General features: G+C 70.4%; 16 protein-coding genes. 6 read left to right on the top strand and 10 right to left on the bottom strand.

The features are described from left to right. Positions 1–8 precede the first annotated feature (8 nt). Positions 9–1,199, bottom strand: a complete 1,191-nt coding sequence (locus tag CSX12_RS18060) for an MFS transporter (RefSeq protein ID WP_017203786.1) — start codon at positions 1,197–1,199, stop codon at positions 9–11. 105 nt (positions 1,200–1,304) lie between these two features. On the opposite strand from CSX12_RS18060, the gene CSX12_RS18055 reads away from it, so the two are divergent. Beyond that, positions 1,305–1,754, top strand: a complete 450-nt coding sequence (locus CSX12_RS18055) for a MarR family transcriptional regulator (protein WP_017203785.1) — start codon at positions 1,305–1,307, stop codon at positions 1,752–1,754. Positions 1,755–1,814: 60 nt separating this feature from the next. Here the strand turns inward: CSX12_RS18055 and CSX12_RS18050 are convergent, their stop codons facing one another. Next, positions 1,815–2,795, bottom strand: a complete 981-nt coding sequence (locus CSX12_RS18050) for an alcohol dehydrogenase catalytic domain-containing protein (protein ID WP_124896714.1) — start codon at positions 2,793–2,795, stop codon at positions 1,815–1,817. Between the two features lie 139 nt (positions 2,796–2,934). Here CSX12_RS18050 and CSX12_RS18045 point away from each other — a divergent pair, with 139 nt between their 5' ends. Next, positions 2,935–3,639, top strand: coding sequence for a response regulator transcription factor (locus CSX12_RS18045; RefSeq protein ID WP_124896713.1), 705 nt, complete (start codon positions 2,935–2,937; stop codon positions 3,637–3,639). Here the strand turns inward: CSX12_RS18045 and CSX12_RS18040 are convergent. Further along, the gene (locus tag CSX12_RS18040) at positions 3,621–3,833 is read right to left on the bottom strand and encodes a hypothetical protein (protein ID WP_124896712.1); all 213 of its coding nucleotides are present in this window, start codon (positions 3,831–3,833) and stop codon (positions 3,621–3,623) included. The genes CSX12_RS18045 and CSX12_RS18040 overlap by 19 nt on opposite strands. Before the next feature lie 212 nt (positions 3,834–4,045). On the opposite strand from CSX12_RS18040, the gene CSX12_RS18035 reads away from it, so the two are divergent. Next, on the top strand, positions 4,046–5,608 hold the full coding sequence (locus CSX12_RS18035; RefSeq protein ID WP_124896711.1) for a GAF domain-containing protein: 1,563 nt from the start codon (positions 4,046–4,048) through the stop codon (positions 5,606–5,608). A 57-nt stretch (positions 5,609–5,665) separates the two neighbouring features. Here CSX12_RS18035 and CSX12_RS18030 read toward each other — a convergent pair whose 3' ends face one another. From CSX12_RS18030 to CSX12_RS18015, 4 genes are all read right to left on the bottom strand, one after another. Continuing rightward, positions 5,666–5,893 carry an RNA-binding S4 domain-containing protein gene (locus tag CSX12_RS18030; RefSeq protein ID WP_124896710.1) on the bottom strand — a complete coding sequence of 76 codons (228 nt, stop codon included), beginning with the start codon at positions 5,891–5,893 and terminating at the stop codon, positions 5,666–5,668. Positions 5,894–6,006: 113 nt separating this feature from the next. Next, entirely contained in the window at positions 6,007–6,855 is an 849-nt protein-coding gene (locus CSX12_RS18025; protein ID WP_241160510.1) for a hypothetical protein, read from the bottom strand. A gap of 279 nt (positions 6,856–7,134) precedes the next feature. Beyond that, positions 7,135–8,451, bottom strand: coding sequence for a HAMP domain-containing sensor histidine kinase (locus CSX12_RS18020; protein ID WP_241160509.1), 1,317 nt, complete (start codon positions 8,449–8,451; stop codon positions 7,135–7,137). Continuing rightward, positions 8,444–9,121 carry a response regulator transcription factor gene (locus CSX12_RS18015; protein WP_124896709.1) on the bottom strand — a complete coding sequence of 226 codons (678 nt, stop codon included), beginning with the start codon at positions 9,119–9,121 and terminating at the stop codon, positions 8,444–8,446. Before CSX12_RS18015 ends, CSX12_RS18020 begins: the two co-directional genes overlap by 8 nt. Positions 9,122–9,251: 130 nt before the next feature. Here CSX12_RS18015 and CSX12_RS18010 point away from each other — a divergent pair, with 130 nt between their 5' ends. Then, positions 9,252–10,952 (top strand): L-lactate permease, encoded by a 1,701-nt coding sequence (locus CSX12_RS18010; RefSeq protein ID WP_124896708.1) that lies wholly within the window; start codon positions 9,252–9,254, stop codon positions 10,950–10,952. A gap of 38 nt (positions 10,953–10,990) precedes the next feature. Here CSX12_RS18010 and CSX12_RS18005 read toward each other — a convergent pair whose 3' ends face one another. Both CSX12_RS18005 and CSX12_RS18000 read right to left on the bottom strand, forming a co-directional pair. Continuing rightward, on the bottom strand, positions 10,991–11,521 hold the full coding sequence (locus CSX12_RS18005; RefSeq protein WP_164479602.1) for a putative immunity protein: 531 nt from the start codon (positions 11,519–11,521) through the stop codon (positions 10,991–10,993). Further along, positions 11,518–11,964: a DUF6194 family protein gene (locus CSX12_RS18000; protein WP_124896707.1), complete on the bottom strand. Its 447-nt coding sequence runs from the start codon at positions 11,962–11,964 to the stop codon at positions 11,518–11,520. The genes CSX12_RS18005 and CSX12_RS18000 overlap by 4 nt, the downstream gene beginning before the upstream one ends. A gap of 85 nt (positions 11,965–12,049) precedes the next feature. Here CSX12_RS18000 and CSX12_RS17995 point away from each other — a divergent pair, with 85 nt between their 5' ends. Further along, a complete protein-coding gene (locus tag CSX12_RS17995; RefSeq protein WP_124896706.1) occupies positions 12,050–12,748 on the top strand; it encodes a MerR family transcriptional regulator in 699 nt (232 codons plus the stop codon). Positions 12,749–12,756: 8 nt separating this feature from the next. On the opposite strand, the gene CSX12_RS17990 is transcribed toward CSX12_RS17995, so the two are convergent. Next, a complete protein-coding gene (locus CSX12_RS17990) occupies positions 12,757–13,506 on the bottom strand; it encodes a DeoR/GlpR family DNA-binding transcription regulator (protein ID WP_017204703.1) in 750 nt (249 codons plus the stop codon). 54 nt (positions 13,507–13,560) lie between these two features. Between CSX12_RS17990 and CSX12_RS17985 the strand changes: the two genes are divergently transcribed. Next, positions 13,561–13,926, top strand: coding sequence for a DUF4406 domain-containing protein (locus tag CSX12_RS17985; protein ID WP_124896705.1), 366 nt, complete (start codon positions 13,561–13,563; stop codon positions 13,924–13,926). Positions 13,927–13,932 lie beyond the last annotated feature (6 nt).

The following is a 13,932-nucleotide window of genomic DNA, read 5'->3' as shown; positions in this document are numbered from 1 at the left end:
ACGGGTGTTCAGGCCGCGGCGGTGCGCAGCGTCGCCGTGTTGGTGCCGGTCGCGCGCGGACGCGCGGTCGCCGCGGCGATGAGCAGGACGACGAGGCCGACGGCCGTGATCGCGGCGCCGATCCAGATGGGGGAGGTGTAGCCGAGGCCGGCCGCGATGCCGAGCCCGCCGGCCCAGGCGCCCAGCGCATTGCCGACGTTGAACGCGCCGATGTTGGCGCCGGACGCGAGCGTGGGAGCTCCGCCGGCGTACTGCATGATGCGGCTCTGCAGCCCGGGCACCGTGCCGAAGCCGAAAGCGCCGAGCAGGACCAGGATCGCGATCGTCGCGGGCTGCGACCACGCCAGCAGACCGAAGGCGATGAGGATCAGCAGGAGCGCGGACGTGAATCCGATCAGGGTGCGATCGATCGAGCGGTCGGCCAGGCGCCCGCCCGCGAAGTTCCCGGCCACGAGACCGACGCCGAACAGCACGAGCAGCCACGGAACGGTGGATGCCGCGAACCCGGTGACGCCGGTGAGCGTGTAGGCGATGTAGGTGAAGGCGCCGAACATGCCTCCGTACGCGAGAACGGTGACGGTCAGCGAGAGCCACACCTGGCCGGAGCGGAAGGCGCCGAGTTCGTGACGCAGGCTCACGCGGTCCCCGTCGGTGCGCGGCACTGTGACGAGCGCGGCGATACCTGCGAAGGCGATGACGCCGATGACCGAGATCGCCCAGAATGTGGCCCGCCATCCGAACTGCTGACCGACGAAGGTGCCGAAGGGCACGCCGAAGACGTTCGCCGCCGTCAGGCCCGTGAACATGATGGCGATGGCCCTGGCCTTCTTCTCCGGCGCGACGAGATCCGCAGCGACGACGGAGCCGATGCCGAAGAACGCTCCGTGGCACAGGGCGGCGATCACACGGCCGATCATGGCGGTCGTGTAGTCCGGGGCGAGCGCGGTCAGCGCGTTCCCGGCGATGAACAGGACGACGAGGCCGAGGAGCACGGGCTTGCGCGGCAGGCGCGTGGTGGCTGCGGTCAGCCCGAGCGCGCCCACGACGACACTGAGCGCATAGCCGGAGATGAGCCAGCCGGCGGTCGCTTCGGAGACGGCGAAGTCGGTGGCGACATCGGGGAGGAGGCCCATGATCACGAACTCCGTGAGTCCGATCCCGAAGGCGCCGATGGCGAGTGCGATGAGTCCGAGGGGCATAGGGGTGCTCTCTGCTAAAGTAGTTGCAGACGCGGGATTTTGCGTCACGGGCATTAATGATTGCACACGCAACTATTCCGCGCAAACAACTACTTCGGAGGCACCATGGGAATCTCAGACGACGCCGTCGAGATCCGGGCGCGCGGCTGGCGCACGCTCGCCGCCCTGCACGGCATCATCGAGACCGAATTGGAGCGCGCGCTCGCCGCCTCCGTCGAGCTCTCCGTGGTGGAGTACACCGTGCTCGACGCGCTCAGCAGGCAGGACGGCTGGCACATGCGGATGCAGCAGCTCGCCCGCGCGACCGCTCTCAGCCCGAGTGCCACCACGCGGCTCGTGACGCGCCTCGAAGACCGAGGACTGCTGACGCGGATCCTCTGCGCCGACGATCGCCGCGGCATCTACACCGAGCTGACGCCGGCCGGTCGGGCCCTGTACGAGCGGGCGCACCCGATCCACGACGAGACGCTGGAGCGCGCACTCGGTGACGCGGTCGAGCAGCCCGAACTCGCTCCCGTCGTGCACGCTCTGCAGGGGAGCACCGCCCTCGCCTGACCCGCACCCGCGGTCGCGCACGGCGCGCGCGGTCGTCATCCCGGGACGGCATACGCCCGCTCAGTCGGCCGCGACGCGCACCAGCACCTTGAGCGTGCCGTTCGCCCTGGCGCCGGAGGACAGGGCGAAAGCGGAGAGCATCTGATCGAAACCCACGTCCTGCGTGATCAGGTGTCCGACGGACAGCTTCCTCTCGTCCAGCAGCCGCAGCAGGAGCCTCGAGGAGGAGGCCGCCGTCGCGCTCAGCGCGAGCCCGATCCGGCGTTCCCGGAAGATCTGCAGGTCGTCGCGGGATGCCGGGGCGTGCACGCCCAGCGTCACCACGCGACCGCGGACGCGGACGATGTGCGCCGCGAGGCGGAGCGACGCACCGGTCCCCGTCGTGTCGATGACCGCGTCGAACTCCTCTTCCGTCGATGCGAGGTCTTCGTCGATGCCGACCGTCCTGGCAGGGTGCGCGAGTCCGACGGCGGCGACAGCGGCGGCGGCGACCGGCCCCGCGCCGATGATCGCGACGGACTCGCCGCTGCGCAGACCGCTGCGCTGCACCGCTGCCTCATAGGCGGCCGGCAGGACCTCGGAGACGAGCAGGGCCCCCGCATCCGCCACTGCCCGGGGAACCGGGAGGGCGGACTGGTCGGCGAACGGCACCCGCGTGTACTCCGCGTGCGTTCCGTCGATCGAATACCCGAGGATCCACCCGCTTCCGCGCCCGCCCTCCGGATCGAGGCAGTGATGACGCATGCCGACCCGGCAGTGCGCGCACACCCCGCATGCGCTCACCGCGGACACCACCACCCGATCACCGACGCGCAGCCGTGAGACGCCGCTTCCCGTGCGCCAGACCACTCCCACGCCTTCATGCCCGAGGATCCGGCCCTGGCGCACCTCGGGTAGAGTCCCGGCTCTGATCTCGAGGTCCATCGCGCTGACCGTCGTCGCCGACATCCGCACGATCGCGTCCGTCGGGCGACGGACGATCGGAACGGGGACGTCATCCCATCTCACGTCTCCGGCACCGCGAAAGAACAGAGCCTTCATGGCGCTCCTTTCGTCGCGGGGCGGTGAGCGAGGGGACCTAGGTCCCGGAGGGGGCTATCTGCATGCGCTGGAATGGAAGAGCGCGCATCGATAGCCTGAGCGGATCGGCGGCGCTGGCGCGCACCGGAGGGGGGTTACCGTGACGATCGACGATGCCGGACGGGAAGCGTCGGCGGCGACGCCTGCGCAGAGACCGATTCGCGTCTTCCTCGTGGACGATCACGAAGTGGTTCGTCGCGGGGTCGCCGAGATCCTCCATGCGGAGGCCGACATGAGCGTGGTCGGCGAGGCGGACGGCTTCCACAGCGCCGTGCGCGGCATCCGCGGCACGCGCCCGGATGTCGTCGTGATCGACGTCCGGCTTCCGGATGGGAACGGCGTCGAGCTCTGCCGCCAGGTGCGATCCGCGGATCCCGACATCCAGTGTCTGATCTTCACGGCGTACGACGATGAGGCGGCGCTGCTCAGCGCCGTGCTCGCCGGTGCGGCAGGCTATGTCCTGAAGGAGGTGGGAGCCTTCGATCTCGTGGCGGATGTCCGCGCGGTCGCGAACGGCCGACCTCTGCCTGTGCGCCGAGCGAATCAGAGCCCCGACCGCGTGCTGCGAAACCAGGACCCTCGCCTCGGATCGCTCGGCTTGCGCCAGCGGCAGATCCTCGATCTCATCGGTGAAGGTCTCACCAACAAGCAGATCGGGGTGCGGCTCGGACTGGCGGAGAAGACCGTGAAGAACTACGTGTCCGGCCTGCTGGAGAAGCTCGGTGTCGAGCGACGCACGCAGGCGGCCGTTCTCCGTGCCGAGTGGCGGTATCACGAGTCGTCCGGTCATCGCTTCGAGTCCTGACCTGCGACCGTCGCCGCCGTCCGCCGGGCCTGCGCGGCACGCCTCCCCAGGCGCAGCGCGATGCCGAGTGCGATCAGGAGCGCAGCGACGCCGAGGAGGGTTCCGTCCGCGGAACCGCCCGTGACCGCGAGTCCCCCCGGGCCCTGGGCTCCGCCACCACCCGGAACCACCGGCGTTGGCGTGTCGATGTTCACGTCTCCTGCTTTCTCGAACCGGTCGGCGGTGGAAGCGAAACTAGCCAGCGTGCGTGCCGGTGGCAGGGTCGTTCGGCCCGGGACATGCGATCGACGGACCGTCGGGGGTTCCGCACGGGTGGGTAGCATCGGCGTATCGGGGGAGAGAGAGCAGGAGGCGTACGACACATGCCCGGTCGATCACGGATCGACGCGGCGCAGAGGAGGGCGCAGTGGAACAACGCAGATACAGCGGGGACGATGTCGCGCGATTGCACGCGGCGGCCGAGGGGCTCCTCGGAGAACTCGATCTCGAGAAGCTGCTGACGCGCGTGGTCACGGCCGGCTCAGGGTTGCTCCGGTGCCGGCTCGCCGTCTTGAGCGTGGTCGACGGCCACGGTCGCATCGAACGCGTCATCCGAGCGGGGGATGAAGGAGTCGAACCCGCAGACCCTGCGCCGTCAGACGCGGCGGCCATCGGGGACAGCGTCGCGACGGACGCGCCGGGGCTGGTGGGCGGCACGCAGCTGCATCGCGACATCCGCGCCGGAGGGGAGATCCACGGCGTGCTCTCGTTCATCGGCCCGACCGCGGGTCGTTTCACGGCGGAGGACCTCGATGTCGCCGACGCCTTCGCAGCCACGGCGGGGATCGCGTGGCAGAACGCGGTGCGTCACGGACAGGCCCTGCGGGACGCGCGCGCCGCGACGGCGCTGAACATGCTGATCACGCCGATGATCAGCGCGGACGATGACGAGATCTTCGGGGTCGCCGCTCGCAGCGCGGCCAGCATCGTGCCCGCGACGTTCGTGAGCATCGTCTGTCCCGAGGGGGACGGCGGGCTGATCGTGCGGGGCGCCGTCGGGCGGCATGCGAACGAGCTGCTCGGTGTCGTGTACGAGTCCGAGGGCACTCTGGCGGGGCGCGCGTTGGCGTCGGGCCTCGTCGCCGTGGCCGTCGGGCCCCATGAGTTCCCCACCTCGTCCGGCGCGCTGCGCCTCGGGCACGTGGCGGCGATCCCCTTGATGGACCGGGGGCGGGCGCTCGGTGTGATCCATCTGGGACGCGACCTCCGCGGCCCGCTCTTCTCGCACGCCGAACTCGACAGCGTCACCAGCTTCGCCGCCGCCGCAGCCGAGGTCATCGGACGGGTGCGGGAGCGGGCGTCGTGGCGCGCGGTCGACACCGCGGTGGCCGAGGAGCGCAGCCGTATCGCCAGAGACCTGCATGACACCGTCATCCAGCGGCTGTTCGTCACCGGACTGGGGCTGCAGGCGATCGGTTCGGCGAACCCCCTGGTGGACGATGCGATCGAGGTGCAGACGAATCAGATCGATGCCGCCATCGGCGACCTGCGGGCTGCCGTGTCGGAGCTGGCCACCGGAGTCGCATCCGGAGCGCCTCGTGATGTGCGCGACAGTGTGGTGCAGGAGCTGGCCGACCTGGCCGCGTCGGCGGGGACGGCTCCCCGCGTCGTGTTCGCCGTTCCTCCGAACCGGGCGCTGCCGCCGGCGATCATCGACGACATCCTCGCTGTTGTACGAGAGGGAGCCGCGAACATCCTCCGGCACGCCCGGTCGCGGTGGAGCGAGGTGACGATCGAGGTGGATGACGCGGCCGCGACGGTCGTGCTGGAAGACGACGGGGTCGGCATCCGGGCGAACGCGCGACGCAGCGGGATCAGCAACCTCGAAGAGCGCGCCCTCCGACACGGCGGCACGTTCGAGGTGCGACGGCGGGAGGGCGGAGGGACGCGGGTCCGCTGGCGGGTGCCCCTCGGCTCCGCGCCGGCCTGACCGGGCTGCTGCGCGGTCGACGGGCGGACGAGCCGTGCACCTCGGGACGCCGACGGCTCAGGGGCGGACGCGGACCGTGCGCCCTTCGAAGGACACGAGGTCGCCGTCGTGCAGCTGGCGTCCGCGCCGGCGGTCCACCTCGCCGTTGACGGTCACATACCCGTCGATGATGACCTCCTTGGCGTCGCCGCCGGAGTCGAGGAGGCCGGCGAACTTGAGGAACTGCCCGAGGCGGATCACCTCACCGCCGATGGAGATGTCGTCGATCGGATCCGTGTTCGTCATCCTTGAATGCTAATCGCCTCCGCGTCCGACACGGACGACACCGCCGCACTCGGGGTCCGTGCGGCGGTGTCGTGTCCGGTGAGCGTGGTCCGGACGAGGGGCCCGGCCGTGCCTCAGTCGTCGATGTCGGTCCCCACGACGGCGAAGTCCGCGTCGAAGTCGATGTCGATCGAGCGGTTGTCGGAGGTGAGGACCGACGCGTCGTAGGGGCTCACCTCGTCGGCGTCCACATCCAGATCGGTGATCATCCCCTCCGCCTCGGCCAGTGCCGCCGCGACCAGGGCGCGGATGGTCTCATCGTCCAGCGTGAGCGCCGGGCCCGTGTCGTCTCCATCCGCCGCATCCGTCGAGACGACATCCGTGGCGAGATCCTCGTCGACCCGCACCTCGGTCTCGTCACCGGCCGCGTTGGTCAGCTGCACCTCCCACGTGCCGTCGCGCTTCGCGTCGATCGAGGTGACCTCGCCGTCCGCGGCACCCCGAGCCGCTTGCGCGATCTCGATCAGCTCCCCGGCGGAGGAGGTGCCGATGCCGGTCACGGGTCCGCGACCATCCGAAGGTCGGCTCCCGCGGTCGTCACGGTCATCGCCCCGAGACCCGGGACCGTCACCGTCGTCGTGCCGCGAGTCGTCGTGCCGCGGGTCGTCGGACATCGAGGGCCGGTCGTCGTCACCGAACTCGTCGCCGATCGCCGCACCCACCGCGACACCGCCGCCGACGAGCACCACTGCTGCAGCGATGCCGCCGCCGATCAGGAGCGCCTTCCTGCGTCCGGGCTTCGCCGGAGCGGGCGCGGCCGCGGGTTCGGCGTGTGCCGAAGGGGCGGGTGGCCCCTGGTGTGCGGCGTCCGGGGCGGGCTGCGCGGAACCGGCGGTCGACGCAACCGGGACGGTCGGAGCATCCGCTACGGGGTCGGCCGGGGTCTCGGGGTTCTGGTCGGAAGCAGGTGTCTTGTCGTCCATGTCCCGATCGTCTCCCAAGCCCGCTGAACCCACCCTGAAGCGTCCTGAACCCGTCTTCAGGAACCCGCCTTCAGGAACCCGCCGACTGCACCCCCCAGCCCTCCATCCGCCCCCCTGCACAACTTCGGAGTCGTCCCGCACAACTTCGGAGAGTGCGGCCGACACGCCGCGGCATCGGGGTTCACCCACGGCGTGTCGGCTCGAATCTCCGAAGTTGTGCCCGGACGGGCGGCGGGGGGACGGCGGACGGCGGACGAGGGACGGCGGACAGGGACGGGGTCAGGGGAGGGGGAGGGTCAGGATGAAGCGGGCGCCACCCCAGCGGGAGTCGTCGACGGCGAGGGTGCCGCGGGCGGAGGCGGCGATGCCGCGGGCGATCGCGAGCCCCAGTCCGCTGCCCCCGGCGTCGCGGCTGCGGGCCTCGTCGAGCCGCACGAAGCGCTCGAAGATCCGCTCCCGCTCCTCGACGGGCACGCCTGGTCCGTCGTCCTCGACGGTGACGAACACGTATCCCTCGGCCGGGGTCACGCCGATCGCGACGCGGCCACGGCTGTGGCGGGCGGCGTTGTCCGCGAGGTTGCGCACCAGCTGGCTGAGCAGACGGGGGTCGGCGTGCACCTGGGCGGCGTGGATCCCGGTTCCGTCGGCCTCGAACCCGGCCGCCCGCAGTCGCCGTACCTCGCTCAGAGCGATGTCGTCGAGATCCACGGCTTCATCATGCGTCCCCGCTCCTTCGTCGAGGCGGGCGAGCAGCAGCAGGGACTCGACGATGCCCTGCAGGCGCAGCCCCTCCTCGGACACGATCTCGGCGAGCTCTCCGATGCTCGTCACCTCGGGGTGCGCCTGAGCGAGCTCGGCGTGCTGCCGGATGGTCGCGAGCGGGGAGCGCAGTTCGTGCGAGGCGTCCGACACGAAGCGCCGCTGAGCCGTGGCCGCCGCATCGAGCCGATCGAGCATCCCGTTCATCGTCGTGGCGAGCGCGGCGATCTCGTCCCCGGTCTCCGGAACGGGCACGCGCTGGTGCAGACGCTCGGCGGTGATGCCGTCGACCTCTGCGCGGATCCGGGTCACCGGGCGCAGGGCGCGCCCGGCCACGAGCCAGGTCGTGACGGCGACGAGCAGCAGGAGCAGGGGGAGGGCGATCGCCAGCAGGGTCGCGACCGTGGCGAGGGTCTCCGCGTCGTCTTCCATGGAGACCGCGAGCACGAGCGTCTCGTCGCGGTCCAGATCTTCCGAGACGACCAGCACGCGCTCGCCGTCGATGGTCGTCGTCCGGGGATCGTCGTCCACGGGCAGCGCCGTCGAGCCGAGCTTGTCGCGCGCCTCCTCGCTCGCGGCGCGGACGGATCCGTCCGGAGCGATGACCTGCAGGATCTCGTCCTCGAGGGCATCGATGCCGCGGCCTCCGCCGGGACCGCCCGCGCGCTCGCCGAGTGCCTCGAGACGCTGCTCGGCCGCACGTTCCGTGGCACCGTGGATGCTCGCGCTGAGAATCCCGTAGAAGGAGAAGGCGCCCACGAGCAGGGCGACGGCGACGACCGCCGTCGCGCCGAGCGTGGTCCGCCCGCGCACCGAGCGCCAGATCCGCCTAGCCACCGTCGGCCGCCAGCCGGTATCCCGCGCCGCGCACGGTCTCGATCGCCTCACGTCCGAAGGGTTTGTCGAGCTTGCGGCGGAGGTGCCCGACGTAGACCTCGACGATGTTGGGATCGCCGTCGAAGTCGTCGTCCCAGACGCCCTCGATGAGGGCACGCTTCGACAGCACCTGACCCCGATGACGCATCAGGTATTCGAGCACGGAGAACTCCCGCGCGGTGAGGGCGATCGGCGTCTCACCCCGCCAGACGCGATGCGCTGCCGGGTCGAGCCGCAGGTCGCCGGCTTCCAGGATCGCGGGGCGGGCGACCGCTCCACGGCGGACCAGCGCCCGCAGTCGCGCGACCAGGATGGCGAACGAGAACGGCTTCGTGACGTAGTCGTCGGCTCCGGATTCCAGAGCCTCGACCTGGTCCCACTCGCCGTCCTTCGCCGTGAGCATGAGCACCGGCGTCCAGTTCTCCTCCGCGCGCAGGGCCTCGCAGACCTTCCACCCGCTCATGCCGGGCATCATCAGGTCGAGCACGATCGCGTCGTACCGCGTCTCGCGGGCCCGCCAGAGTCCGTCGATGCCGTTGTGTGCGACGTCGACGGCGAATCCCTCCGCCTCGAGTCCGCGGCGCACCCCCTCGGCCAGGCGCACCTCGTCGTCCACCACCAGGATCCGCATGCCTCCAGTGTGGCCGGTCGACGCTGAATCGGGGCTGAAGCACGTCCAGCGGAAGTGGACACCGCGGTGACGGGTAACATGTTACTGCGGCGGGATCTCTCCACCTCACACCGACTCGAAGGGGAGTCCTTTGTTCCATCAGATCCCCGACCCGGTCTTCGGGTCCCTCGTCCTCTCCGCGGTCGTCGCCACGCTGCCGCTGGCCGTCCTGTTCGCCTTGCTCGGCGTGGCTCGAGTTCGAGCGTGGACGGCATCGCTCGTCGCGCTCGTGCTCTCGGCTGCGCTGGCGATCTTCGTCTGGCGGATGCCGCCGCTGCAGGCCCTGAGCAGCATGGCGGAGGGGGCCCTGTACGGCATCGTGCCGATCCTGTGGATCCTCGTCAACGCGCTCTGGGTGTATCAGTTGACCGTCCAGACCGGGTGGTTCGCGGTGCTCGGGGAGCGGATCCGGGTGGTCAGCCGTGACGAGCGGGTTCTCGCCATCGTGATCGCGTTCTGCTTCGGTGCTCTCCTCGAGTCGCTCGCCGGTTTCGGGGCGCCCGTTGCGATCTCCGTCGGCATGCTGATCGCGGCCGGGATGAAGCCGCTGAAGGCGGCGATCGTGTCGCTGCTCGCGAACACCGCGCCGGTCGCGTTCGGGGCGATGGCGGCACCGATCATCGCCCTCGCCGGCGTCACGGGCATCGACACTCACGCGCTGTCCCAGATGGCCGGACGCCAGACGCCCTTTCTCGCAGTGCTCGTCCCCCTGATCCTGGTCGTCATCGTCGATGGGATACGCGGACTGAAGGAGACATGGGCGGTGGCGGTGGTTGCGGGCCTCGCCTTCGCGATCTCGCAGTTCGTCACCGCCAATTTCATCGCCGTCGAGATCACCGACGTCGTCGCGTCGATCGTGACCCTGCTCGTCGTCCTCGTGGTTCTTCGGTTCTGGAAGCCGGCGTCTTCCGACTCGTCCGGCGCGGCGGGTTCGGCGGCGGGCGGAGCCGCAGACGAATCGAGCGGAGAAGTCAGCATCGAGCGGACGACGCTCGGGGCGATGCCGAAGGCGGGGAGAGGCGTCGCCGGCGATCGATCAGAGTGGTCGAGAACTCGTCTGACCTGGTACGCGGTCTTGCCGTACGTCGTGATCGTCACGATCTTCGCCGTCTCGCAGGTCCCCTCGGTGAAGGAGTTCCTGTCCCGGGCGACGACGGTGGCGCTCCCCTGGCCGGGGCTCGACATCACGGATTCTGCCGGGACCCCCGTGCCGACCGTCTTCAGCGTGAACATCGTCGGAAACGGCGGCACCCTGCTCCTGCTCGCCGGGATGATCGTCGCGTGCGTGTACCGCGTGTCGTTTCGCGGCGCGCTCGCCGCCTATGGAGCGACCCTGCGGCAGTTGCGATTCACGATCATCACCGTGATGACCGTCCTCGCGCTGGCATACGTCATGAATCTGTCGGGTCAGACTCAGAGTCTCGGCGCTGCCCTCGCCACCACGGGGGCCCTGTTCGCGCTGTTGTCCCCGACGATCGGTTGGGTCGGGGTGGCGATCACAGGCTCGGATACGTCGTCCAATGCCCTGTTCGGGATGCTGCAGGTGACCGCCGCTGAGAAGGCCGGGCTCAGCCCGGTCCTCATGGCAGCGACCAATTCGTCGGCAGGGGTGCTCGGCAAGATGCTGTCGCCGCAGAACCTCGCCGTCGCCGCCGCGGCGGCCGGGATGGTCGGGAAAGAAGGCGAGCTGTTCCGGAAGCTGCTCTGGTGGAGCCTGGGCCTCCTGCTCGTCTTCACGGGTCTCGTCTGTCTCCAGTCGACAGTTCTCGCCTGGATGGTCCCTGCCGGCTAGGCGGGGGGATCCGGGCGCGAGCGCCTCGGACGGTCGCATCAGCGCAGGTGCGCCTGGATCTCGCGGATGACCTCCCCGAGCACCCCGGTGGCGAGGAGACCGGCGCCGAGCGGACCAGCCGGGTCATCGCCCACGGGCGGCAGCGTTCGAAGGGCGGCGGCGGCGTCCGGGGAGAGCGCCGCGAGCTGCCACTCCACCTCGTCCGCGCGGGCGCGGGGATCATGTGGGTGAGCGAGTTCGACGGCCTTCGCGGCGTACGCGGCGGCACCGAGAGCATGAGCGCCCATATGCGCGACACCGGCGGCCTGCGCTGCCGATCGAGCCGCGGCGACGCCCGCGGGGGAGGTGGCACTGCGTGCGGCCCGTCCAGCGACGAATCGGCGGCGGATCTCCTCGGCGGCCGTGAGATCACCCCGCGCGAAGGCTCGCGCCCGGTCGATCGCATCCCGCGCTCGGCCATCGTCGGGGGCTTCGGCCTCGAACACCGGAAGCACGCGCGCGGCGCAGTCGGCGGCCCAGACCGCCACGATCCTCCGCTCGGCTTCGGTCATGCCCTGCGGGGTGGTCACGATCGACTCGCTCGGCGTTCCGCGCGAGTCCTGGCGTCCTCATGGGCCTGCCGGAGCAGAGCGAGCACGGTCTGCGCGGTGCGCTCCCCGGGGTCGATCACGCACACCCATCCGGACGCCCCGTAGAGGGGATGCCGGTGGAGGACATCCTCCTCGGCAGGATCCACGGAGGCGGTCACGAGAGAGTCGGCCGCATCGCGTCCGACGTGGATGTTCACGCGGAACCGGCCCGGTGTGTCGAGGGCGGACGTGGTGTCGTCGGGGTAGTCCTTCGTGATGATCGTCCCGTAGGGCTGGGTGCGCTCGGGCATCCGTCCGTCGGGGGCGTGGTAGAAGTACGCGTCGCCCCACGACAACTCCGGGAAGTCGCTTCCGGCCTCCGGGGCGATGACGAGGGAGCCGTCGAGACCACGCACGGCGTCGATGATCTGGTTCATGTCCATGCTTCAATGATGAAGTTGAAGCACTTATGTGGACTTCTTCCCATCAGCGCGGGAGGAGACGGTGCTGAACTCTCCAGAGCGAACCATGACGACGGCCGCGCTCGGGCGGCGGGTGGGCTACTCGACGCAGCAGGTGCGCGATCTCGAGCGCCTCGGGGTGATCCCTCCGGCGCCGCGCGGTGCGAACGGGTATCGCCGGTACAGGTCCGAGCACGAGACGGCGTTGCGCGCCTACCGCGCGATGGCGGCGGCGATCGGCCCGGTTCCCGCCCGCCGACTGCTGCCTGCCGTCATCGCGGGCTCGGTCGAGGACGCCGCGGAGCGGATCGATCTTCTGCACGCGCGCCTCGCGGAGGAGCGCTCCCGCGTCCGGGAGGCACTGCGCGCCCTCGACGTGGCGATGGTCGAGGCCGACGACGTCTTCGCGGAGGAGGACGCGATGTCCATCGGCGAGCTCGCCCAGGCTCTCGGGGTCCGTCCATCGGCTCTGCGCCACTGGGAGGGTGAGGGACTCGTCCACCCGCTCCGCGCCGGAGCATCGACCCGCACCTACGGGGCGGCGGCGATCACGGAGGCCCGGATCGTCGCGGCGCTCCGCGGCGGCGGCTACAGGATCCCCGCCATCGCGCTCCTGCTCGATCAGGTGCGCGGGCACGTCGGCCCTCGCGCTGTTCAGGACATCCTGGAGGAAAGGCTCACCGATCTGACCCGGCGCAGCATCGCGCTGCTCGCCGCGGCAGCGAGCCTGCACGCGCTGCTCGTCGAACGGACCGAGCAGCCGTAGCGCGGTGGTCACTCGGGACGCGTGATCCGTGCAGTGAGCTCGTCGATCAGCGGATTCGTGTCGAGCGGGTCCGTGATGACGGCGGCGATCGCGTCGAAGGGCAGCACGGGGTAGCGGGCGGCGCCGCCGATCTTGTCCTCGCTCGCCACCACGACGGTCTCCGTGCAACGCGAGGCGATCGCTCGCTTGGTGACCGCGTCGTCGAGCTCGCCCGTGGTGAGTCCGCGCTCGGGGTCGACGCCGGTCGCGCCGAGGAAGAACACGTCGGCCGCGAGATGCTGCACCGCCTCCATCGCCAGCGCGCCCCCGGCCACCATGGAATGGCGCGACAGCTCGCCGCCGATCAGGATCACCCGGGCGTCGGAGTGCTCCGCCACGGCGAGAGCGACGGCAGGACTCGGAGTGATGACGGTGAGGTCTGCACCCGATGGAAGGTGCCGCGCCATCGCGAGAGTGGTTGTGCCGGCATCCAGGACGATCGTCGCCCCCGGCCGGACGCTCGCAGCAGCCCGGCGGGCGACGCGCTCCTTGCTCTCGGTGGCGAGCTCTCGTCGTTCCACCACGGGCGGTTCCGCTGCGGGGATCGGCAGGGCGCCCCCGTACACCCGAAGGAGCCTGCCCTCCTCCGCGAGCTCGCGCAGGTCGCGCCGGATGGCATCCTCCGAGACGCCGAGGTCGTCCGCGACGGTCTTGGCGACCACTCTCCCCTCCCGGTCGAGAAGGGCCAGCAGGTGGTCTTTGCGCTGCGCGGCGAGCATATGTTTCCTCACGAAGTTGCACGTTCTTGCATGATTCAGACTACAGTGGCCGACATGACAATGCCACTTCTCATTCTGATCGCCGGTCCCTACCGATCGGGAACGAACGGCGATCCCGACCTCATCGCCCGGAACCTCGCCCGCCTCGAAGAGGCGTCCGGCCCGCTCTTCCGCCTCGGACACGTGCCGATGATCGGGGAATGGGTCGCGCTGCCGATCCTGCGCACCCTCGATCCCTCGCACGCCGATGACGGCGACGTGATGTACGAGACGGCGCACCGACTGCTGCAGCACTGCGACGCGGTGCTGCGTCTGCCGGGAGAATCCACCGGCGCCGACAAGGACGTCGAGATCGCGGAGCAGCTCGGTCTGCCCGTCTACCGCACCCTCGAGGAGGTCCCGGCGGCCGCGACTCCGTAGGCTAGG

The organism is Microbacterium sp. Y-01 (assembly GCF_003856715.1).
Taxonomy (GTDB): domain Bacteria; phylum Actinomycetota; class Actinomycetes; order Actinomycetales; family Microbacteriaceae; genus Microbacterium; species Microbacterium algeriense.
This window is presented reverse-complemented; position numbering and strand designations above follow the sequence as displayed.